21 protein-coding genes are annotated in these 21105 nt (G+C 70.9%); 12 read left to right on the forward strand and 9 right to left on the reverse strand.

The genetic code is table 11. The features are described from left to right. Nucleotides 1-50: 50 nt before the first annotated feature. Entirely contained in the window at nt 51-1181 is a 1131-nt protein-coding gene (locus tag AB0B76_RS06620) for a transposase (protein ID WP_360370440.1), read from the reverse strand. Between the two features lie 148 nt (nt 1182-1329). On the opposite strand from AB0B76_RS06620, the gene AB0B76_RS06625 reads away from it, so the two are divergent. The 3 genes from AB0B76_RS06625 to AB0B76_RS06635 all read left to right on the forward strand — a co-directional run bounded on the left by AB0B76_RS06625 (nt 1330) and on the right by AB0B76_RS06635 (nt 3882). Then, a complete protein-coding gene (locus AB0B76_RS06625) occupies nt 1330-1977 on the forward strand; it encodes a GNAT family N-acetyltransferase (RefSeq protein WP_360370442.1) in 648 nt (215 codons plus the stop codon). Between the two features lie 45 nt (nt 1978-2022). Then, nucleotides 2023-2343: a hypothetical protein gene (locus AB0B76_RS06630; protein ID WP_360370445.1), complete on the forward strand. Its 321-nt coding sequence runs from the start codon at nt 2023-2025 to the stop codon at nt 2341-2343. Between the two features lie 354 nt (nt 2344-2697). Next, nucleotides 2698-3882 (forward strand): cellulose binding domain-containing protein, encoded by a 1185-nt coding sequence (locus AB0B76_RS06635; protein WP_360370448.1) that lies wholly within the window; start codon nt 2698-2700, stop codon nt 3880-3882. Nucleotides 3883-4199: 317 nt separating this feature from the next. On the opposite strand, the gene AB0B76_RS06640 is transcribed toward AB0B76_RS06635, so the two are convergent. After that, nucleotides 4200-6980 (reverse strand): ricin-type beta-trefoil lectin domain protein, encoded by a 2781-nt coding sequence (locus AB0B76_RS06640; RefSeq protein ID WP_360370450.1) that lies wholly within the window; start codon nt 6978-6980, stop codon nt 4200-4202. A 701-nt stretch (nt 6981-7681) separates the two neighbouring features. Between AB0B76_RS06640 and AB0B76_RS06645 the strand changes: the two genes are divergently transcribed. From AB0B76_RS06645 to AB0B76_RS06670, 6 genes are all read left to right on the forward strand, one after another. Further along, nucleotides 7682-8212, forward strand: coding sequence for an RICIN domain-containing protein (locus AB0B76_RS06645; protein WP_360370453.1), 531 nt, complete (start codon nt 7682-7684; stop codon nt 8210-8212). A 153-nt stretch (nt 8213-8365) separates the two neighbouring features. Continuing rightward, a complete protein-coding gene (locus AB0B76_RS06650) occupies nt 8366-8905 on the forward strand; it encodes an RNA polymerase sigma factor (RefSeq protein WP_360370456.1) in 540 nt (179 codons plus the stop codon). A gap of 13 nt (nt 8906-8918) precedes the next feature. Continuing rightward, the gene (locus AB0B76_RS06655) at nt 8919-9740 is read left to right on the forward strand and encodes a hypothetical protein (protein ID WP_360370459.1); all 822 of its coding nucleotides are present in this window, start codon (nt 8919-8921) and stop codon (nt 9738-9740) included. Continuing rightward, nucleotides 9737-10594: an ATP-binding cassette domain-containing protein gene (locus tag AB0B76_RS06660; RefSeq protein WP_360370462.1), complete on the forward strand. Its 858-nt coding sequence runs from the start codon at nt 9737-9739 to the stop codon at nt 10592-10594. The genes AB0B76_RS06655 and AB0B76_RS06660 overlap by 4 nt, the downstream gene beginning before the upstream one ends. Further along, complete coding sequence (locus tag AB0B76_RS06665; protein WP_360370464.1) at nt 10591-11346, forward strand: hypothetical protein; 756 nt, start codon at nt 10591-10593, stop codon at nt 11344-11346. The genes AB0B76_RS06660 and AB0B76_RS06665 overlap by 4 nt, the downstream gene beginning before the upstream one ends. Beyond that, complete coding sequence (locus tag AB0B76_RS06670; RefSeq protein ID WP_360370467.1) at nt 11343-11987, forward strand: hypothetical protein; 645 nt, start codon at nt 11343-11345, stop codon at nt 11985-11987. The genes AB0B76_RS06665 and AB0B76_RS06670 overlap by 4 nt, the downstream gene beginning before the upstream one ends. Nucleotides 11988-12000: 13 nt before the next feature. Here the strand turns inward: AB0B76_RS06670 and AB0B76_RS06675 are convergent, their stop codons facing one another. The 4 genes from AB0B76_RS06675 to AB0B76_RS06690 are packed head-to-tail and all read right to left on the reverse strand — an operon-like array spanning nt 12001 to nt 15769. Continuing rightward, nucleotides 12001-12549, reverse strand: a complete 549-nt coding sequence (locus tag AB0B76_RS06675) for a GNAT family N-acetyltransferase (protein WP_360370470.1) — start codon at nt 12547-12549, stop codon at nt 12001-12003. A gap of 25 nt (nt 12550-12574) precedes the next feature. Next, nucleotides 12575-13114 carry a GNAT family N-acetyltransferase gene (locus AB0B76_RS06680; protein ID WP_360370473.1) on the reverse strand — a complete coding sequence of 180 codons (540 nt, stop codon included), beginning with the start codon at nt 13112-13114 and terminating at the stop codon, nt 12575-12577. An 18-nt stretch (nt 13115-13132) separates the two neighbouring features. Beyond that, complete coding sequence (locus AB0B76_RS06685) at nt 13133-14476, reverse strand: DNA polymerase IV (RefSeq protein WP_360370476.1); 1344 nt, start codon at nt 14474-14476, stop codon at nt 13133-13135. 12 nt (nt 14477-14488) lie between these two features. Then, nucleotides 14489-15769 (reverse strand): PhzF family phenazine biosynthesis isomerase, encoded by a 1281-nt coding sequence (locus AB0B76_RS06690; protein ID WP_360370479.1) that lies wholly within the window; start codon nt 15767-15769, stop codon nt 14489-14491. A gap of 93 nt (nt 15770-15862) precedes the next feature. On the opposite strand from AB0B76_RS06690, the gene AB0B76_RS06695 reads away from it, so the two are divergent. Further along, complete coding sequence (locus tag AB0B76_RS06695; protein WP_360370482.1) at nt 15863-16297, forward strand: Lrp/AsnC family transcriptional regulator; 435 nt, start codon at nt 15863-15865, stop codon at nt 16295-16297. A gap of 3 nt (nt 16298-16300) precedes the next feature. On the opposite strand, the gene AB0B76_RS06700 is transcribed toward AB0B76_RS06695, so the two are convergent. From AB0B76_RS06700 to AB0B76_RS06710, 3 genes are read right to left on the reverse strand one after another with little or no spacing between them, the layout of a single operon-like run. Further along, nucleotides 16301-16780: a CoA-binding protein gene (locus AB0B76_RS06700; RefSeq protein ID WP_360370485.1), complete on the reverse strand. Its 480-nt coding sequence runs from the start codon at nt 16778-16780 to the stop codon at nt 16301-16303. Then, nucleotides 16780-18105 (reverse strand): O-acetylhomoserine aminocarboxypropyltransferase/cysteine synthase family protein, encoded by a 1326-nt coding sequence (locus AB0B76_RS06705; protein ID WP_360370487.1) that lies wholly within the window; start codon nt 18103-18105, stop codon nt 16780-16782. The genes AB0B76_RS06700 and AB0B76_RS06705 overlap by 1 nt, the downstream gene beginning before the upstream one ends. A 2-nt stretch (nt 18106-18107) precedes the next feature. Further along, on the reverse strand, nt 18108-19277 hold the full coding sequence (locus AB0B76_RS06710) for a homoserine O-acetyltransferase (RefSeq protein ID WP_360370489.1): 1170 nt from the start codon (nt 19275-19277) through the stop codon (nt 18108-18110). Between the two features lie 61 nt (nt 19278-19338). Here AB0B76_RS06710 and AB0B76_RS06715 point away from each other — a divergent pair, with 61 nt between their 5' ends. Together AB0B76_RS06715 and AB0B76_RS06720 are read left to right on the forward strand one after the other, a co-directional pair. Next, nucleotides 19339-19887, forward strand: a complete 549-nt coding sequence (locus tag AB0B76_RS06715) for an OsmC family protein (RefSeq protein WP_360370491.1) — start codon at nt 19339-19341, stop codon at nt 19885-19887. Continuing rightward, the gene (locus AB0B76_RS06720; RefSeq protein ID WP_360370494.1) at nt 19880-21091 is read left to right on the forward strand and encodes an NAD(P)-binding domain-containing protein; all 1212 of its coding nucleotides are present in this window, start codon (nt 19880-19882) and stop codon (nt 21089-21091) included. The genes AB0B76_RS06715 and AB0B76_RS06720 overlap by 8 nt, the downstream gene beginning before the upstream one ends. Nucleotides 21092-21105 lie beyond the last annotated feature (14 nt).

Genomic DNA, 21105 nt, shown 5'->3' on the forward strand with positions numbered 1-21105 from the left:
TCACGCTACGTAGCGATCGGATCGCGGCAGATATCCCATGTTCTGTTTTGTCAAGTAGTGGGCTGGAGATGGCTCCAGGCGGTGTGTTCGTCGTAGTAGGCGCGGGCGCCGGGTGAGCCGCGCATGGCGCAGAAGGCCCATTGGTGCACAGCGTCGGCGATGCGTCGGTTGCGGGCGTAGCGGGCGAGGACGACGCGGCGGGTGCCGGAGGCGCGGGTGATTGGTGAGGTGCCGGCGTTGTTGCGGCGGGCTTTGGCGTCGGTGTAGCGGTGGGGGTCGTCGCCGAATCCTCCGAGGATCCGGGCGCTCAGGACCGGGCCGAGGCCGGGCAGGCTGAGGAAGCGCTCAGCGTCCCGGTGCCGGCCAAAATGGTCGGCCACCGCCTGCCCGAGTTCTGCGATCTCGATGTTGAGGATGTTGATGAGCTGGACCTGGCTGGACACGATCGCGGCGCAGGCGTGCTGCACCGGGGCCGGTTGGCGAAGCTGGTCCTGGCGCAGTGTTTGCAGGGTTGCATCGGCTCTGGCGTCGAGGTTGCGGCGTCCGGCCCGGCGTAGTGCTGCGATGATCGTCAGGCGTGGCAGGCGGGCGGCGCGGTCCGGGTCGGGTGCGCGGTCGAGCAGTTCGAGGGCCTCGCCGGCGGTCAGGTCGTCGAACGCGGCCAGAGCGGCGGGGAAGAACTCCCGCAGCGCGGCGCGCAGGCGTAGGACCTGGCGGGTGCGGTCCCAGATCAGGTTCTGGTGGGCGCGGGCGAGGAGCTTGACCGCTTCGGCGGCTGGGCTGTCGCCGGCGATTTGGCGGTGATGGGCGTGGTCGAGGCGGACGATCTCGGCCAGCACGTGCGCATCGCCAGCGTCGGAGGTGGAGTGTCGCTCCCGATATCGGGCCACCGACATCGGGTTGATCGCATAGACCCGGTAGCCGGCCGCGACCAGCGCCTGAACCCAGGTGCCGTGGTCAGTCTCGATACCGATCCGTACTCGGCTGGCGGCCTCCGCGGGGTCAAGCTCCGCCCAGGACTCCGGCATCTTCTCGGCGATCAGCGCGTGCAACCGGGTGATGCCCTCCAGGCCTTCCGGTAGCCGGGCGCGGGCGATGCGGCGGCCGTCGTCGCCGAGCATCTCGACGTCGTGGTGGTCCTCGGCCCAGTCGTCCCCTATCCAGATCATCCTCGCCTCCACTGTGGACAGCTGATACGGCAGCGTGGAGGCGACGTCAGCGATCCAATAGTCACCGGCGTCGGCCGTCGTAGTCCGGATCGTTGGTTCGTGGTGGCCCGCTGACCGACTCACGCGGCGTGTGCGGGCGCCGACCGCTACGGTGATGAATATGCCGAGTTTGGTCGATCCCGCACTTGCAGCCGGGTCGCTCCGCAGCCTCACGCAGCCTCGACTGGCTGTCGACGACGACTTGGTGCTGCGCCCGTGGCGGGCCGACGACGTCGCTGCCGTCCGCGCCGCGTTCGCTGCCCCCGACATTCAGCACTGGCACATGCGCAGGATCGACAGTGATGACGAGGCTCGCCAGTGGGTGGATGCCTGGGCCACGTCGTGGCAGGCCGAGACGGATGCGGGCTGGGCCGTCGTGCGTACCGGCGACGATCGGGCGATTGGCCAGGTCAGTCTGCGCACCATCGCGTTGTTCGCGGCCCAGGCGCAGGTGTCCTACTGGGTCATACCCGCCGCGCGCGGTGCCCGCGTGGCGACGAGGGCGACCCTCGCAGTCACCCAGTGGGCATTCCAGGTGCTCCGGCTGCATCGCCTGTTCCTGCTGCACTCGACCGGCAACCCGGCGTCCTGCAACGTCGCAACGAGTTGCGGGTTTCCCTCTGAAGGCACCCTACGCGGATATCTGCTCCACGCCGACGGCTGGCACGACATGCACCTGCACGCCCGCCTTCACACGGACCCGGCAGACCGACTCCGACACCGCGACAACGCCATCAACGCAGTAATCTCATTCGTCGACCAGGATTAGACGGGTCTGCCGCATCCGCACATCGCCACGACAGGAAGCTCGGCCTTGCCGAGGCTGGTCACCGCCGGTGACGAGCTCGGGCCGGCCAGCGCGCACCAACGGCGGCATAGCGGATATGGCGACGGGGTTGTCGTGCTGCTGAGCGCCTGCATCGAGGCGCCGCTCCGCCACGACAACCCGTCGTGCCGGTGCCGTCGCATCGAGCCGTCCAACGCTATCGACCTGCTGGCCACGATCCGGGAGCGGCAGGGCCGCGTCGAAGAGGCGGTCGCCCTGCTGCACACGCGGGACTCCACTTCGGTCAACAACCGCGACCAACTGGCCGACCTGCTGGCCCGCGACCCTCAAGGCCCGCCACGGCCCTGAGGAGTGGGAGTACTTCAGGATGCGGCTGCCGCTGATGGTCAGGTGCGGGCGACGCGAGCAGGCGATCGAACAGGCGCGGGGCACATCCTGAAGGCGGCACCTGGTATGCGGCCAGTGCACTCGCCGAACTGTTGGCTGATGCTGGACGCCCAGAGGAGGCCGTCGCGGTTCTCCAACGGCAGGAGTTCGGTGTCCGTAGCGAATACGAGGCGAATCAGAACCATTCCATTCGGAACTTACAACTCGCGGCGCTTGTAGACACAGAGAACTCCATCGAATCGACATCTTCCATTGTCAACGGGTGGCCGTCGACCCAAGATGCAGGAAACAGCCGTTCCTCGACGCCATGACAGGGTGGAACTGGAGTCACAGATGCGTAGATTAGTTGGGGTGCTCCTGACGGCCGCCGCGATCATGTCCGTCGTGATCGGCGGCGCCGCCGCAAGGGCCAGCACCGAGTCGGCCGCGGATCCCGCCGCCTGTACCGGAACCGTCCAAGTCGCCAGCTTCACCTTCGATCCTTCAACGGTCGGCCCGGGCGGACGCTCGACGGCCACGCTGACGGTGCAGAACTGCACCAGTTCCGCTGTGTCGGTGTCGGGCACCTGGTTCGGCCGGTTCACCGCGCCCGGTGTCACCGGGATCCCGACCGGCTGCCCGGCGATCGACCCGATCGTCCGGCAGTCGAACATCGCACCCAACGGGACGGCCACCCAGACCCTTACCTACTCCACCTTCGCGCAGTGCACGGCGTCGGAGTTGGACGCAGTCGTGAACCTGAGCGTCGGCAGCACCACGGTGGGCTCGTTCACCGCTCCCCTCACGATCGTCCAGTCGACCTGTGCCGGAACCATCCAGGTCACCAGCTTCACCTTCGCGCCCTCGACGGTCATCGCAGGCGCAAACGCGACCGCCACATTGGTGCTGCGGAACTGCACCGGCACCGCCGTGTCGGTACAGGGCATCTGGGCCGCTCATTACACCGCGCCCGGCGTCAACGGAGTCCCGCCCGGCTGCACGGCGATCGACCCGATCGCGCAGCAGGCGAACCTTCCACCGAACGGGACAGCCACCCAGACCCTTACCTACTCCACCTTCGCCGCGACCCTCAGCCAATGCGCGGCGACCGGGTTGGACGCGACGGTCAACCTGAGCAGCGGCGGCACTGCGCTGGGCACGGCCACCGCTCACCTCACGATCCAGCGGAACACCACGCCAACCTGCCGGGTGCAGTACGCGATGAACGTGTGGCCCGGCGGGTTCGTGGCGAACCTGACCATCAGCGACACCGGTACCACCGCCATCAACGGCTGGACGCTGGTCTTCACCCTCCCCGCCGGCCAGACGATCACCGGCACCGGCTGGGGCGCCTCCAGCATCCGCCAGGACGGCCAGGTCGTGACCATCATCAACACGCCATGGGACGCCATCATCAATCCAGGCGCCAGCGTCTCCGTCGGATTCCAGGGCACCTGGACGACCAACAGCGCAGCCCCGACCGTCTTCACGCTCAACGGCGCACCCTGCGCCGCAGGCTGACACCCACGCGCTACCCGTCGGGGCGGGCACAAGTACGGAGGCCCGCCCCGACGCCTGCACCGGCCCCTGTCCAGCGACCGTCGAATGCGATGATCAACCGAGGTCACCGAAGAGCCCGCGCCTCGGGCGTCTCTCACCGGCAGTTCAGCGCGCCGACCGAAGCGGGACGTCCTCACGCGGCGTAACAGGCGTGGTCGAGGTCGCGCACCCTCGGCGGCATGAGCGGAAGCCAAGATTCGCGCGTGTCGTACCTTCAGAAGGCGTGCGGTGGCAACCGCATGGCGAACTTGCCGTTGCCTCCTGTGGGTGCCGGCGGGTCAGTTCCCGAGGCTCCATTGCTGGTTCGCGCCGCCGTTGCACGACCAAAGGATGATCTTTGTGCCGTTCGCGGTTCCGGCGGCGTTGGCGTCGAGGCACAGCCCGGACTGGACGCCCGTGATGGTGCCGTTGGAATTGACGTTCCATTGCTGGTTGGACTGACTGTTGCAGTCCCAGATGATCACCTGAGTGCCGTTGCTGGTGCCCTGGCCGTTGGCGTCCAGGCACTTGTTGCCGTACACCTGCAGCTGCTTGCCCGATGTCGCGCTCCAGCGCTGGTTGCTGCCACCGCCGCAGTCCCACAGCTGGACCTGTGTCCCGTTGGTGGTGCTCGAGTTCGGTACGTCCACGCACCGGCCGGACTGGCCGCCGACGAGTTGCGAGCCGGATCCGGTGGGCGAGCGCCAGAGGGCCGCGTTGTCGAAGTTGGCGGGTTCTGTTTCGCCCGCCGCGCCTACGGTGTCGGTGGTGGTGATGGTGATGGTGGCGTCGGACAGGCCAGCCGACTTCGCCGTGATGGTCGTCGTGCCCGCGTGGTAGGAGCGGAACTCGATCGCCGCCTTCCCGTCGAACGCCTGGGTGCCGGGGGTGAAGGTATACGACTTGCCGCCGGGCAGGACGCCCGGGCCGTTGGTGACGGTCAACGTGACAGTCCGGGTGTCGTTGACCCAGGCGCCGGAGGCGTTGCGCATCGTCACTACGAGCTGGGTGTCGGTCATGCCGTCGTCGGTGACCGTCGTCGAGGAGTACCGCCCGGTCTCCAGGGTCATTCTGGTCGCGGTTGCGCTCGTGGACTGCTCCCGGGCGACGGGGGTGGGGTCGGCAAGGTTGGTGGTGCCGGACCACTTCGCCTTGTTGGCCCGGTACCAGTACCACTGGTTCTTCGGCAGCCGGTAGTAGTCGATCATGCCCATGCGGGCGAAGCTCGGGTCCATGATCGTGCCGTGGTCGAAGCCGGCCCAGATGGCCAGCCCGGCGCTTCCGGTCGTGAGTTTGAACTTGGTCGAATCGTTCGGGTCCTTGACGTCGGCGTACGTCGGGTCGTAGGGACCGGGCCGGTCGGAGGTGTACGACCCGTATTCCGAGACGACGTTGGGCATCCAGGTGTTGGTGATCTTTCCACCGTCGCCGTTGTAGCCGGCGATGTCGCTGACCGGGAGCTGGTCGAGCGAGCTGCGTTGCACGCCGCCCATCCCGGCCTTGCGCGTCGGGTCGAGCTGGTGTGCGTAGTCGCGCAGCCTGCTCACCAGCGCCTTGGCCTTGTCGAGGGTGGCCGAGGAGGTGAAGAACACCTCGTTGCCCATCGACCAGTTGATGATCGAGGGGTGGTTGCGGTTGACCCGGATCATGTCGCGCAGCGTGTCCATGGTGCTCTGTTCGAAGCCCGACTGGTCGGCTGTCTTCTGCGGGTATCCGTCGGCCTGGTAGTCGTTGGGACTGCCGGTCGGGGTGGGCTCACGGCCGGCGGTCGCGGTCGCCCAGAAGTCGTTCTCCGACCAGAACATGACGCCGAGCTTGTCCGTCGCGTCGGCGAAGGCCGGGTCGTGGGGATAGTGCGACCCTCGGATGAAGTTCATGCCGGCCTCGCGGATGTAGCGTACGTCGCGTTCGAACCCCGAGTTGGTGACAGCGTTGCTCCAGCCGCCGTGGTCCTGGTGGACGTCCGCGCCGACCAGCAGCGTCTTGACCCCGTTGAGGTAGAAGCCGTCCACCTTCCACTGTGCGCTGCGGAACCCGAACGTGGTGTCATACGCGTCGACGACCGTGCCGCCGACCACCAGCGAGGTGGTCACGTTGTACAGCGCGGGGTTGTTCGGCGCCCACAGCTCCAGCCCCTGCAACATGGCGGCCGTGTTCGACAGCGAGCCACTCACTGCGTCGAGAGTTGTCGTGCTCGCCGCGGCGAGTGTCCGTGCCGGTGAGTCGAACGTTGCCAGCACGGTCGTCGACCCCTGCCGGCGCACCTCCTGCCGGGCGGAGACGTCGACCGGCGAGGAGCCGTCGTTGCGGACCTCCGTCTGCACCCTCACGTTGGACCGGCGGGCGGCGACGTTGGCCCGCAGGTCAGCATCGCTCGGGTACTGCGACAGGTCGATGTTGCGGTAGTACGCAGCGTTGCTGGTGTCCCAGATCGGATTCGTCAGCGCGGGCGTGCTGACGAATGTGCCGTACCAGGCGACGTGGACGTTGTCGGTGACGTTGAGGTAGACGTCGCGGTAGATGCCGCCGCTGAACTGATGGTCGCCCGTGCGGGGCGCGAGGTCCGCCCGCCAGCCGTTGTCGACCCGTACCGACATCTCGTTGTCACCGGCTCGGACCGCGCTGGTGATGTCGAAGGTGAACCCGGTGTAGCCGCCCCGGTGAGAACCGACCTTCGTCCCGTTGACCCAGACGTCGGTCACTGAGAACGAACCCTCGAACTCGAGCTCGACGTGCCTGCCGTTCCAGGACGACGGGACACTGAAGTGCTTGCGGTACCAGCCCGCACCCACGTAGAAGGACCGCCCGCCGTTGCTGCCGCCCACGTCGTAGGGAGCGTCGAAGTCGTGGGGCAACGCCACCGGGACCCACTTCGAGTCGTCGAAGTCGGGGTTCTGGGCTCCCGTCACATCCGAACGGACGAACGCCCAACCCCTATTGAAGTTGACCTTCTCCCGCGAGCTGGAGCCGCTCAGCTGGCCCCTCGATGCTCCCGTGTCGGCATGGACCACTGCCGGCATCGCCGCCAGCCCGGCGACGCCCACCAGCAGGAGGATGAGGGCGAAAGCACTTCTCTTCACGGCGTCTCCACGATGGGCGGGTTCGGCCTCGACGTACCGAGGGAAGCTGAAGCCTGTCGAACCGATTCGAGCGGAACGTACGTCACTGTCCTCGACCCGGTCAAGCGGCGCTCGTCGATATATCCGACGGCTGGACCGAGTGGAACCGCGTGGGATTCCGCTTGGCGTCCACTCGGGTCGGCCCGGCGCACGATAGCCAGGTGAGCGTGATGGAAGGTTCAGGCGTTCCGATAAATGATCAACGTAGGGCAAGCTGCATATCCACCTTGATCAACCCCCGTCGTTTGCTGGCGAGGGTGTAACCATTGGCGGTACACGTCCGGATTCGTCCCGTATTCAGATAGTGGACCCGCTCAAAACTCATCGACAATCGACGTACTCTGCCCGCCGGATAGGTCGTTTTTCGTGCTGCCACGGGAGGGCCGTCAAGGTGGCCGATGTATCGCGTCGGGCGACCGGGCGGCCCTGGTGCGGCGGTAATGAACCCCCATGGGGCAACGTCGCGCGTGCGCGAGAACCCAGGGCCTGTCCAGATCGGAGCCACTGGTGCCGGTCACCGGCTTCCGGACGTGCCGACAGGAGCGCACGCGACGTTGCCGATCATGAAAGCGCTCTCGCGGTGCGCGGCCCGGCCGGACGGTCGATCATCGCTGACCGCATGGGTGGAGCAGTCCGGAGTGCCACGCGGCTACCGTGCTGACATGGTTCGATTCAAGGTCGAGTTGCGCCTGCCGGGACTGGCCATCGGCATTGACGACGTCCAGACAGTGTTCAAACGGCAGCCGAAGGTAGCCGGGCCATTCCTGATTGTCGGTCGTGCTTGCGGTCTTGCGCTCGACACCGCGTTCGCCGTCGACAACGGCAGCTGGGCGCTGACGTGGCCACCGCACGCCCATCGACACCAGCTCTGGTATCTACGTCCCTCTGGCGTCGCCGGCGAGGTCAGCGTGGTCTCTGCCGCCAACGGACTGGCGCTCGACTCGACGGTCGAGACCTCGGGCGACATCCACCCAGTCATGTGGGAGCCGAATGGCGAGCCGTGGCAACGCTGGAAACTGGAGGAAGCGCCCGACGGTGCCGGATATCTGATCCAGTCGTCACACAGCCGCCGCTACCTGACACTGAACGAGGACGCGGAACCCCGTTGGAGTCCTTGGTTCGAGGACCGGCATGGGCGCCAGGCTCAGCAATGGCTCATTGCGATGCCCCACGGACCGGTGCCGAAGTCATAGCCGCAACAAGATCATCGTTGATGGAGCAAATTTCCGGACCGTTCCGTGAACCGTTCGCCCCGCCCGGTACGACGAACAGGGCATGGGTGGGAGGCGTAGCGCCGGGCATGTGACTCTTGGCCTCGTCGAGCGACGAGAACCGGGAGGTCACGCATGCTGACGCGACCGCCGGACCCCCGGGAGGACTCTCAGCTCCTCGCGGCGATCTCGGACGGCGACCGGGAGGCGTTCGCCGAGCTGTACCGGCGGCATCTGCCGTGGCTGCTGGTGCGCCTGGGGCGGCGGTGCTCGTCGCCGGAGCTAGTCGACGAGGTCGTGCAGGACACGTTCGTGGCGGTCTGGCGGTCGGCCGGGCGCTGGGACCGCCGGGGCGAGGTGGCCGCGTGGATCTGGGGCATCGGCATCCGCCGCCTGGTCGACACGCTGCGGCGGGGCCGGCCGCCGGCCGATGAGCTGACCGAGTTCGCCGGCGTCGAGACGTCGGCCGAGGAGCACGTGCTGCTCGCGGTCCAGTACGGCGACGTCGGCGCGGCACTGGCCGGCCTGTCCCCGGAGCTGCGGGCGGTCGTGCAGGCGACGGTCCTGGACGGGCTGACTACGCGGGAGGCCGCCCGGCTGCTGGGCATCCCACCGGGCACGGTCAAGACACGGATGATGCGCGCCCGCGCTCAGCTGCGGGAGCGCCTGGCATGACGGGGAGGTTCGGATGACCGTCTGGCACCTGGATCCGGAGGCGATCCGCCGGTACGTGCAGGGCGCCGCCCCGCCGGACCTGGCCGCGTCGGCCGAGGCGCACCTCATGAAGTGTCCGGCCTGCCGGGGCGCGATCGCGTCCCACGTCGACACCCGGCGGGTCGAGGCGATCTGGCATGAGGTGGCCGACCGGGTCGACGCTCCCCGGCCGGGCTGGCCCGAGCGGCTGCTGGCCCGGCTCGGCGTCGGCGAGGCCACGGCGCGCCTCGTCGCCGCCACGCCGACCCTGCGGGGGCCGTGGCTGCTGGGGATCGCGGGGGTGCTCGCGCTCGCGGTGTGGGCGGGTCAGGTCGACGAGCGCCTGCTGCGGATGTTTCTCGTCGCCGCCCCGCTCGGGCCGCTGGCCGGTGTCGCGGTGGCCTTCGCCGGCGGCCTCGACCCGACCCGGGAGATCGGGCTCGCCACGCCCTACTCGGGGCTGCGGTTGCTGTTGATCCGCACGGCCGCGGTCCTGGCGGTCACGGTGCCGATCGTGGCCGCGGCCGGGCTCGCGCTGCCGGGCTCCCGCTGGCTGGCCACCGCCTGGCTTCTGCCCACGGCCGGGCTCACGTGCGCCGCGCTGGCGCTGACGGCCCGGATGACACCCGTCGTCGCCGTCGGCGTCGTGGCCACGGCCTGGGTGCTGGTGACCGTCCCGACCGCCATCGCCGGTCACCTCGACCTCGCCGTCGGCATCGGCGCCCAGATCTTCTGGCTGGCCGTGGCCGTCGGCGGTGGCACCTGGCTCGCCGTCACCCGTCACACCGTCATGATCAAAATCGGGAGCAGTGCATGACTGTACGCGTGCAGGGCGCGACGAAATCCTTCGGCCGCACGACGGCGCTGGACGGCGTCGACCTCGACGCCGGCCAGGGCGTGACCGGCCTGCTGGGACCGAACGGCGCCGGCAAGACGACCCTGCTGCGGATCATCGCCACCGTCCTGGCGCCGGACCGGGGCACGGTGACGCTGCTGGGCCGTGACCCGGCGCGCCCCGACGACCGGACCCGGATCCGCGAACGCCTGGGCTACCTGCCGCAGGACGCCGGCTTCCACCGGGGGTTCACGGTCTTCGAGTTCATCGACTACGTGGCGATCCTGAAGCAGATGACCGACCGGCGGGCCCGGCACGACGAGGTCCGCCGGGTCGTCGAACTGACCGGGCTGGCGTCCGTCAGCGCCAAGCGGATCCGGGCCCTGTCCGGCGGCATGCGCCGGCGGGTCGGCCTGGCCCAGGCCCTGCTGGGCGATCCCGACCTGCTCGTCCTCGACGAGCCGACGGTCGGCCTCGATCCCGAGCAGCGGCTGCGGTTCCGGGAGATGATCTCGCACGCCGGCGAGGGGCGTACGGTGGTCATGTCCAGCCACCAGACCGAGGACATCACCGCCCTGTGCACCAGGATCGCCGTGTTCCATCAGGGCCGCGTCCGGTTCACCGGCACCCCCAGCGAGCTGACCGCGCTGGCCGCGGGCCGTGTGTGGGCCGGCACCCAGAGGGCGGCCGCCGCCCTCGCCGCGTGGCGTACCGGCGACGGCATCTTCCGCAACGTCGGCGACCCGCCGGCCGGCGCCGAGCTGATCCCACCCACACTGGAGGATGCGTACCTCCTGCTCATGGGTGAACCCGATCTGGAGGTCACCCACTCGTGAGCAACGCCATCCTGATCGGCCGGGAGGCCCGCCGCCTTCTCCGGCACCCCGTGCTGTGGCTGGTACCGGTCGTCGTGGCCGTGACCGCCGCCGCCGACTCGGCCAGCGCCGGCCGCAACGCCGACTACTGGTACGGCACCATCTTCATCGCGGTCGCGTTCTTCGGGCCGATCATCGTCCTGTTCGCGGCGAACCTGGTCGCCAGCGGCGCCCGCCGCAGCCGGGCCGAGGAGATGCTGCAGGCCACCCCGACCTCGGACACGCGCCGGACCTGGGCGATGAGCCTGGGCATCGCGCTGCCGCTGGCCGGAGCCGGCGCCGTCGCGGCGGCGGCCATGGCCGTCATCGGCAGCCTCGACGACATCCCGGCCAAGGACTTGATGAGCGCCGGCGAGCTGGCCCAGCTTCCGCTCGTCATCGCCGGCGCCGGGCTGCTCGGCGTCCTCGCCGCCCGCTGGCTGCCCTTCGCCGGCGGCGTGCTGATCGTGTTCGTGCTCGCGACGCTGGGCGGTCTCGTCGCGTTCCGCCGCATCGACGGCGGCACCTGGTGGATGTGGTGGACGACCGGTATGACGTTCGAGGGCTGGACGCCGGTGCCGGGCCGGCCGTGGCTGCACGTCGCGTACCTGACCGGGCTCTGCGCGTGCGCCGCGATCGCCGCCGTGTACCGCTCCCAGGGCCGCCGGCTGCTCCTGGTCGGCGGCCCGGTCCTGGCCGCCACCCTCGTCCTCGGCGGGCTCCAGCTGCCATGACACCGTCCGTTGCCCGGGAACTGGTCCGAAGCGGCCACCTGGTACGCAGCCTGCGCCTGGCCCCGTTCGCGACGAGCGCCGTCGCCGTCGCCGCGTACCTGGCGACCCGCCTCGGCGACACCCACGACGCCGTCGGCGACCTGCGCGTCCTGGGCCTGCTGCTGGCCCTGGGCAGCGGCTACGCGCTCGACGACAGCGCCGCGATCACGCTGCAGGCCAGCCCGTACGGCCTGGCGCGCCGGCTGGGGCTGCGGATCGCCGGTGCCGCGGCCGTCGTCGTGCCGGTGTGGGCGGCGGTGCTCGCCGTCTATCTTCCCTCGGCTCCGGCGGGCGATCGGTGGAGCCTCGGCCTCGGCCTCACGACCGAGCTGGCCGCCGCGGTCGCTGTGCTGTGGGCCGTGGCCGCGTGGGCCCGCCGCCAGGGATTCGACCAGCCCGGCATCATCACCACGCCCGTGCTGCTGGCGGCGCTGCTGCTGGCCGCGTCCATTCCCCAGGCCCCGATGCTTGTCGGTTCCGGCCCGGAGTGGACGCCCGCCCACCTGCGCTGGTCAGGCATCGCGGCCGCCGCGACCTGCGCGCTCGTGGCCGCGATGCGCGACCCGGCCGCGCGCTGGGCGACCCGGGGGCGACCCCGATAGCGACCGGGGCGGGTCACAGAGTGATCCAGTACCGCCGCTTGGGGCCGATGCTCGTCTCCCGGACGTCCTCGAGCACCCCGCCGGCCTTCTCGATGATGCGGGCGGACGCCGTGTTCTCCGGTGAGCAGGTGAGCAGTACCCGGTCCATGCCCATCGACCGCGCCTGCTGGAGGGTCTCGCCCAGTGCCCACGTCGCGATGCCGCGCCCGCGGTGGCCCGGCCGGACGTTGTACCCGATGTGGCCGCCGGCCTCGCGGAGCAGCGGGTGGTCGATGGCGTGCCGCAGCTCGATCGCGCCCAGGCAGGTGGTGCCCTCCATGATCCACCGGTAGGTGGAGTGGACGTGGGCCGGCGCGGGGGTCAGCTGCGGGTCCTCGCATCGGAGCAGCTTCGCGACCCACGCGGCGAAGCCGTCCGGGCTGTGCACGTCGTCGCCCTCGCGCAGGCCGGTGCCGTCCAGGTGGGAGCCCGCGGGCCACTCCGCGTAGGCGGCGAGCCAGGCGTCGCGCAGCCGCACGTCGGGACGGGTCAGCTCGAAGCGGATGTCCGGGCCATCGGTCACGCGAAGCTCCAGATGCTCAAGGTTCTCAAGGGAGCGGGATCCAGAAGCGGAGCTTGCCGTCGCGCTCGTCCTCGAACACGCCGCCGTTCGTCTCGATCACGCGGCGTGAGATGACGTTCGCGGTGTCGCAGGTCAGCAGGGCCGACTCGATGCCCAGCGAGCGCGCGATCGGCAGCGCCGCCCGCAGCATCGCCGTCGCGTAGCCGTTGCCCCGGGCCGTCGGGCGGACGTCGTAGCCGATGTGGCCGCCGACCTCCAGCAGGTTCGGGGTGAGGCGGTGGCGGATCGCGAGCCGCCCATAGTACGAGGAGCCGTCCACCCACCACAGGGTCGTCGACGGGACGAAGTGCTCCGGCCGGGGCGTCTCCTCGAGCGCCTGCGCGCGCAGGGCGGTGACGTACTCGGCGAACCCGGCGGGCGTGTCCCAGGTCGGGGAGAAATCCTGGATCTCGCGGGCGACCATGCTGAAGTCGTCGGGGCCGCCGCGGCCCTCGGCGACGAACTCGGCCATGGCGGCCAGGAACGACTGGTGGACGGCGACGACGGGCGGGCTGAGCGCAGGCACGACTGCCGATGATAGTCGTCAGGCCCAGTCCGGTGGGGGCGCCCGGTGCAGGGCGGGGTCGCCGGCCTTGAAGGTGCGCACCGGGCCCGGCGGCGTGCGCGGGCCCTCGAAGCGCACCGTCACGCGGCCCAGGCCGGCGCCCCACACCCAGCCCGGACCGTGCGCGTCGTGGCGGACGTCCTGACCGGTGCGCCACTCCGCGTCGGGCGGGTCAGCGGCGACGTCCGCAACAACGGGGTCCGCACCGGCGACGTCCGCCCGAACGGCGTCCGCGGACACCGGAGGGGTACCGATGGGAAACAGCGTGTCCTGCGCGAACTCCGACAGCGCGGACACCCCCACCCCCAGCAGGCGCAGGCCGCCCGTCACGTCGATGTCCGCGAGCAGGCGCCGGGCCGTCTCCACGACGGCGCGCGGCTCGTCGGTCGGCTGGTCGCGGGTGGCCGAGCGGGTGATCGTGGTGAAGTCGAAGTAGCGGGCCTTCACGGTCACCGTGCGGCCCGACAGGCCGGCGGCCTGCAGGCGCTTGGCGACGCGGTCGGCCAGCAGGTCCAGCTCGCGCTCCAGGCGGGCCCGGTCGGCGACGTCGGTGCCGAAGGTCTCCTCGGCCGAGACCGACTTCGTGTCGCGCTCCGCCACCAGGGCGCGGTCGTCGTCGGCGCGGGCGAGGCGGTACAGGCCGTTGCCGTGGGCCTGGCCGAACCAGGCGAGCAGGTCGACGAGCTCGCGGGCGGCGAGCTCGCCGATGGTGCGGATGCCGGCCTGGCGCAGCCGTTCGGCCGTCGCCGGGCCGACGCCCCACAGCTTCGTCACCGGCAGCGGGTGCAGCACCGTCAGCTCGTCGCCCGGCCCGACGACGGTGAGGCCGTCGGGCTTGTCGAGGTCGGAGGCGATCTTCGCGACGAGCTTCGAGGTGCCGATGCCGACCGAGCCGGTGACGCCACCGGTCGCCACGGCGATGCGGGCCTTGATGCCGCGCGCGAGCTCGGTCATGGCGGGCACCGAGCAGTCGTGGCCGCCGGCCGCGAGGTCGACGAACGCCTCGTCGATCGAGACCTGCTCGACCAGCGGCGACACCTGGCGCAGCAGCTCCATCACGATCTGGCTGGTCCGGCGGTACGCCTCGAAGCGCGGCGTGAGATAGGCCGCCCCGGCGGGCAGGCGCCGCCGCGCCTCCGACATCGGCATGGCGGAGCGCACGCCGAACGTCCGGGCCTCGTACGACGCGGTCGCCACCACCCCGCGCCCGGCGATCCCGCCCACCACGACCGGGCGGCCGCGCAGGGACGGCTTGTCCCGCTGCTCGATGCTGGCGAACGCGGCGTCGAGGTCGAGGTGCAGGATGCTCGCCTCGCGCCTCACCGGCCCATTCTGTCAGGCGTAGTACCCTTCGACGGCGGCGCGGGCCTCGGTGAGCAGGGCCGGGCCGTCCTGCAGGACGGGCGCGAAGCCGCGGCCGAGCTGGCGCGTGGACAGGGCGTAGACGACCCGGCCCAGGCCGGAGCGGTCGATCGCGCCGGAGCACATGCCGCAGGGCTGGCAGCTGGTGTACATCGTCACCCCGGCCGCGTCCGCCCGGCTCAGGTGGCGGGCGGCCCAGCGGGCGAGCTTGAGCTCCGGGTGCGCGGTGATGTCGCCGTCGGACGCCACGGTGTTGTGCTCCTCGGCGAGCACCTTCCCGTCCGCGTCGACGAGCAGCGACCCGAACGGGGCGTCGCCCGCGGCCCGGGCCCGGGTGGCGAGCTCGATCGCCCGGCGCAGGAACGTCTCGTCGCGGGCGGTGAACGACGGCCGCGGCCCGGTGGCCAGGGTGCCGGTCGCGGTGACGACGCCGGAGCCGCTGACCAGGACCCGGGCGCCGTCGACGGTGACGGTGATCCGGCTCGGGCGGCCCATCGCGTGGCCCTGCTCGATGACGACCTCCGGGCCGGCGGCGAGCCCGTCGGCCACGAGCAGCGCGGCGAGCGGCCCCGCGGCGGTCCCCGTGGCCGGGTCCTCCGGGATGCCCATGGCCGGATTGAAGAAGCGCGCATAGGCGGTGCCTTCGAAGGTGTACACGTAGCAGCCCTCGCCCCCCACCGCGCGCAGGGCGGGCACGAGCCGCGCGGCATCCGGCACCGCCCGGTCCACCGCGGCCCGCGAGCGCACCGGCACGAGCAGGTGCCCGGCGCCGGTGGAGACGACCCGCGCGGGCCGGTCCGGCACCAGGTCGTCCGCGGCGAGCCCGAGCGCCGCGGCGAGCCCGGCGCGGTCCTCGGCGACGGCGCCGAAGACGGGCGGCGACTGCTCCATGGCGACCACGATGTGGCCCTCGGCGGCGCGGGACGCGTACACCGGCAGCACCGCCTCGCCGATCTGCTGGTGGAACGTGGCCGAGTCGCCGTCGAGCAGCGACTCGGCCAGCCACAGCCAGGCCCCGAGCGCGTTGTGCCCGGCGCCGTAGACCTCCTCGCCGGTCGGCGTGAACGACCGCAGCCGCCGGGTCACCCCGGGGTCCCCGGACGGCAGCACGAACGTGGTCTCGGACTGGTTGAACTCGCGCGCGATCCCGCGCATCTGCTCGTCGGTCAGGCCGTCGGCGCGGGGGACGAGGGTCAGCGGCGCGCCGGTCAGCGGCGCGGAGGCGAAGACGTCGACGTAGGCGAACTCGGTCATGCCCAGAACGCTACGGCGAGCGGGGCCGCGACTGCAGTGCGTTCGCGCGGTCCGCGGCCGCGTTCGCCGCAAGATCTGCGGTAGATTGCCGCGATGATCGACGACGTCGACCGGCGGCTGCTCGCCGAGCTGCAGCGCGACGCCCGGGCATCGCTCACGGCACTGGCCGCGGCCATCCACCTGGGCGTGTCGGCGACCCGGGCCCGGCTGCTCAGCCTGGAGGAGCGGGGCGTGATCACCGGGTACACGGCGCGGGTCGACCCGGCCGCGTGCGGGCTGCCGCTGCGGGCGGTGGTGCGGATGAAGGTGCACGGCGCGCTGTACGACCAGGTCGCGTCGGTGCTGGAGCGCGAGCCGCAGATCGTGCGGTGCGTGCGGGTGACCGGCGAGGCCTGCTACGTGGCCGAGGTGCTGGCGGCCGACATGCCGGACCTGGCCCGCATCACCGGCGAGCTGGCCCGGATCGGCTCGATCACCACGGATCTCGTGTACGAGGTCGTGCTGGACCGCGCCGTCCCGGGCCGCTGATCGTCACTGCAGGCCGGTGCGCACCGACGTGATGCGCTGGGTGTTGAAGCCGAGCCAGTGCATGCGCCCGACGTACCGCGCATGCTCGATCTTGATGCAGCGGTCGACGACCACGTCCAGGCCCGCGTCGGCCGCGATCTGCGTGCCCTCCTCGCTGATGACGCCGAACTGGCACCACAGCGACTTGGCGTGCACGGCGACCGCCTCGCGGGCGACGGCCGGCACGGCGGGCGGCGCGCGGAAGACGTTCACGACGTCGATCGGCACCGGCACGTCGGCCAGGCTCGGGTAGCTCTTCTCGCCGAGGATCTGCGACTCGCGCGGGTTGACCGGGATGACCGTGTACCCGTGGCGCTTGAGGTAGTACCCGACGAAGTAGCTGGCCCGCAGCTCGTTGGCGGACAGGCCGACGATCGCGACGGTGCGCGCGGTGTGCAGGACACGCTGGATCGTGGTCGGGTTCTGGTACCGCTGAAGGTCCATCAGACCGCCTTGCTGACGTAGGTGAAGCCCTGCTCGAGGTCCCAGATCAGGTCGGGCACGCTCTCGGTGCCGACCGACAGGCGCACCGTGCCCGGCCCGACCCCGGACGCGGCCAGCTCGGCGTCGCTGAGCTGGCGGTGGGTGGTGCTGGCCGGGTGGATGACGAGGCTCTTGGCGTCGCCGACGTTGGCCAGGTGCGACCAGAGCTGCACGCCCCGGATGAGGTTCTGCCCGCCCTCGCGGCCGCCGGCGCAGTCGAAGGAGAACACCGCCCCGGCGCCACGCGGCAGGTACTTCTCCACGAGCGCCTTGTACCGGCTGCCGGGAAGGCCGGCGTAGGTCACGTTCGAGGCGAGCTCGTGCGCCTCCAGGAACTCCGCGACGGCCAGGGCGTTGGTGACGTGCCGCTCCATGCGCAGCGAGAGCGTCTCCAGGCCCTGCAGGAACAGGAACGCGTTGAACGGCGAGAGCGCCGCCCCGAGGTCGCGCAGGGTCTCGGCGCGCAGCTTCATGAGGTACCCGTAGGCGCCGAACGTCTCGTGGAACTGCAGCCCGTGGTAGGCCGGGGACGGGTCGGCGACCACCGGGAAGCGCCCGTTGGACCAGTCGAAGGTGCCCGCCTCGACGACGACGCCGCCGATGCTGGTGCCGTGCCCGCCGATGAACTTCGTCGCCGAGTGCACGACGATGTCGGCGCCCCACTCGATCGGCCGGCACAGGTACGGCGTGGCGAACGTGTTGTCCACGATGAGCGGCAGCCCGTGCTCGTGCGCGACCGCGGCGACGGCGGCGATGTCGAGCACGTTGCCGGCCGGGTTGCCGATCGTCTCGGCGAAGAACGCCTTCGTGTTCGGGCGCACCGCGGCCCGCCAGGCGTCCACGTCGTCGGGGTCGACCCAGGCCAGCTCCACGTGCATCTTGCGCAGCAGGTGCTTGAGCTGGTTGACGGTGCCGCCGTACAGCGCCGAGGACGACACGACGTGGTCCCCGGGCTCGAGCAGCGTGAACAGCGCGGCCGCCTGCGCCGCGATGCCGCTGGCGAACGCGACGGCGCCGGTGCCGGCCTCGAGGTTGGCGACGCGCTCCTCGAAGACGGCGACGGTCGGGTTCATGATGCGCGAGTACGTGTTGCCGTACTCCTGCAGGTTGAAGTACGCGGCCGCCGACTCCGGGTCCTCGAACACGTAGCTGGTGGTCTGGAAGATCGGTACCGCGCGGGCGCCCGTGTTCGGGTCGGGCCGCTGCCCGGCGTGCAGCTGCCGGGTCTCGAAGCCGAACTCGTGGTCCTGCTCGGCCTTGAAGGAACGGGACGGAACGTCGGTCACGGTCACCCCAGGAATCGCTTGATGATGGGCGTCTGCCGGGCCTCTTCGAGCAGGAAGCAGTCATGCCCGTACGGCGCCTCGATCAGGTGGAACTCTACCGCCTTGCCGAGCTCGCCCAGGGCGGCCGCGATGTCCTGCGAGGCGGCGGGCGGGTACAGCCAGTCGGAGCTGAACGCGATGAGCAGCGTGCGCGCCCGCAGCCCGGCCAGCGCCGCGGTCAGCGAGCCGCCGCCGTGCTCGCGGGCCAGGTCGAAGTAGGTCAGCGCGCGGGACAGGTAGAGGTACGTGTTCGCGTCGAAGCGCCGCACGAACGAGCCGGCCTGGTGGCGCAGGTAGCTCTCGACCTGGAACTCGGGCTCGGTGAGCGTGTACCGCACGTCGGTGCCGTGCTGCAGGCGCCGGTCGAAGCGGTCCTCCAGGGCCGGGGCGGACAGGTAGGTGATGTGCCCCACCATCCGGGCCACGCCCATGCCACCATCGGGCGCGCGGCCCGTGCCGTGGTAGTGACCGCCCTGCCACGCCGGGTCGCCCATGATGGACTCGCGGGCGATGGCGTTCCAGGCCACGCCCTGCGGGTGCAGCGCGTGGGTGCTGGCGATGACCACGATCGCGTCGACGGCGTCCGGGTACAGCACCGCCCACTCCAGGGCCTGCATGCCGCCCAGCGACCCGCCGGCGACCGCGGCGAGCCGCTCGATGCCGAGCTCGCGCAGCAGGGCACGCTCGGTGCGCACCATGTCGGCGACCGTGATGACCGGAAAGTCCGACCCGTACGGCTTGCCGGTGTCGGGGTTCGTCGACGACGGGCCGGTGGTGCCGCGGCAGCCGCCGAGCAGGTTCGTGCACACGACGTGGTACCGGTCGGTGTCGAACGCCTTCCCCGGCCCGATCATGCCGTCCCACCATCCGAGAGCTTGGCCGGCCGCGCCGTCGCGGTCCTCGGCGGCGAAACCGTCGCGGGTCCCGGCCGCCTGCGGGCTCGCCGACAGGCCGGCCGCGTGCGCGTCGCCGCTGAGCGCGTGGCACACGAGGATGACATTGTCGCGCCCGGGGGCCAGGTTGCCGTATGTCTCATACGCGACTCGGACGGAATGCAGCTCGCGCCCGCAGTCAAGCTGGACGGGAGCCGGTAGGTCGAGGTACTGCGTCTCGGCGTTCAGTGTATTGTCCATCGCCCTAGTGGGTGTTATAGGTAATCGGACCAGCAAATTCGGTAATGCAGAGGAGTTTCGGATGAGCTCGGCGAACAACGGAGTCAACGTACAGGCGCTGCTGGACGCCCGCCAGGCACTCAAGGACGCCCCCGAGGCCGCGCAGTTCACCTGGCGCGCCTCGTCGCGCTGGGACAACGGCGTTCACAGCACCACCACCATCGAGAAGTTCTTCGGCCTCGGCACGGAGCAGACGCACAAGGCCGCCTCGACGTTCGAGGCCGACCACCCGGCCGTGTTCGCGGCCGAGGACAACGGCATCACCCCGATCGAGTATCTCCTCGTCGGGCTCGCCGGGTGCCTCACCGCCGGTGTGGCGAGTGTCGCTCAGAATCGAGGCATCCAGCTGCGCTCGGTCGAGGCGCACGTCGAGGGCCAGCACGACATCCGGGGCATCCTCGGCGCCGACAGCGACGTGCGCAACGGCTTCGAAGGCGTGAAGGTCACCTTCAACATCGACGCCGACGCCTCCCGCCAGGAGATCGAGGCCCTCGTCGCGCAGTCGCAGAAGCGCTCCGCCGTCTTCGACGCGCTCACCAACCCGACCGACGTCACGGTCGAAGTTGCCTGAGCACGTCCCCGCGGTCGTCGTCGGGGCCGGCCATGCCGGCCTCGCGGCGAGCCACTTCCTGCGCCGCCACGGCATCGACCACGTCGTGCTGGAGCGCGGCGAGGTCGCGAACTCGTGGCGGCGCGAGCGCTGGGACTCGCTGCGCCTGCTCACGCCGAACTGGCTGACCCGGCTGCCCGGGCAGTCGTACGAGGGGCCCGACCCCGACGGGTACATGACCAGCGGCGAGGTGGCCGAGTTCATCTCGCGGTTCGCGGCCGGGGCCCCGGTGCGCACGGGCACGCCGGTCACCTCGCTGCGGCCCGCGGACGGCGGCTTCGTGGTCAACGACGAGCTGCACGCCCGCGCGGTGATCATCGCCAGCGGCGCCTGCAACACGGCGGTCGTCCCGGCGTTCGCGGCCGCGCTGCCGTCCTCGATCACGCAGATCACGCCGCATCGGTACCGCGGGCCGGCCGACCTGCCCGAGGGTGGCGTGCTCGTCGTCGGCGCCTCCGCGACCGGCGTGCAGCTGGCGGCCGAGCTGCACCGCTCGGGCCGCAAGGTCACCCTGTCGGTGGGGGAGCACGTGCGCATGCCGCGGCTGTACCGCGGCCGCGACGTGCTGTGGTGGATGGACGCCACGGGCGTGTGGGACCAGCGCCACGACGAGATCGACGACTTGGAGCGGGCCCGCAAGCTCTCCTCGCCGCAGCTCGTCGGCGACGAGAAGCGCCGTACCCTCGACCTCAACGCGCTCACCGACCTGGGCGTGGAAGTGGTCGGGCGGTGGGCCGCGCTGCGCGACGGGAAGGCCCTGTTCTCCGGCGGCCTGCGCAACCTGTTCGCGCTCGCCGACCTGAAGCTCGTGCGGCTGCTTGACACGTTCGACGCGTGGGCCGCCGACGGCCCGGGGGAGCGGCCCGAGCCGACCCGGGTGCCCGCCTCGACGCGGCTGCAGCTCGACCTCACCGGCGGGGAGATCCGCACGGTGGTCTGGGCGACCGGGTTCCGGCCCGACTACACGTGGCTGGACGTGCCGGTGGTCGACGCCAAGGGCCGGCTCCGCCACGACGGCGGGGTGGCCGAGGGGGTCTCCGGGCTGTACGCGCTGGGCCTGCCCGTGCTGCGCCGGCGCAAGTCCACGTTCATCCACGGCATCGAGGACGACGCGCGCGACGTCACCGATCATCTTGCCCGTTTCCTACTGGGCCGATCGGCTTAACCGGCATATGGTGT

Source organism: Dactylosporangium sp. NPDC049140, assembly GCF_040648435.1.

Excerpts from the sequence above, each read along its gene's own strand:
- AB0B76_RS06625 (WP_360370442.1), top strand. The coding sequence starts at position 1,330 with ATGCCGAGTTTGGTCGATCCCGCACTTGCAGCCGGGTCGCTCCGCAGC.
- AB0B76_RS06645 (WP_360370453.1), top strand. The coding sequence starts at position 7,682 with ATGGTTCGATTCAAGGTCGAGTTGCGCCTGCCGGGACTGGCCATCGGC.
- AB0B76_RS06650 (WP_360370456.1), top strand. The coding sequence starts at position 8,366 with ATGCTGACGCGACCGCCGGACCCCCGGGAGGACTCTCAGCTCCTCGCG.
- AB0B76_RS06655 (WP_360370459.1), top strand. The coding sequence starts at position 8,919 with ATGACCGTCTGGCACCTGGATCCGGAGGCGATCCGCCGGTACGTGCAG.
- AB0B76_RS06660 (WP_360370462.1), top strand. The coding sequence starts at position 9,737 with ATGACTGTACGCGTGCAGGGCGCGACGAAATCCTTCGGCCGCACGACG.
- AB0B76_RS06670 (WP_360370467.1), top strand. The coding sequence starts at position 11,343 with ATGACACCGTCCGTTGCCCGGGAACTGGTCCGAAGCGGCCACCTGGTA.
- AB0B76_RS06690 (WP_360370479.1), bottom strand. The coding sequence starts at position 15,769 with ATGACCGAGTTCGCCTACGTCGACGTCTTCGCCTCCGCGCCGCTGACC.
- AB0B76_RS06695 (WP_360370482.1), top strand. The coding sequence starts at position 15,863 with ATGATCGACGACGTCGACCGGCGGCTGCTCGCCGAGCTGCAGCGCGAC.
- AB0B76_RS06700 (WP_360370485.1), bottom strand. The coding sequence starts at position 16,780 with ATGGACCTTCAGCGGTACCAGAACCCGACCACGATCCAGCGTGTCCTG.
- AB0B76_RS06710 (WP_360370489.1), bottom strand. The coding sequence starts at position 19,277 with ATGGACAATACACTGAACGCCGAGACGCAGTACCTCGACCTACCGGCT.
- AB0B76_RS06715 (WP_360370491.1), top strand. The coding sequence starts at position 19,339 with ATGAGCTCGGCGAACAACGGAGTCAACGTACAGGCGCTGCTGGACGCC.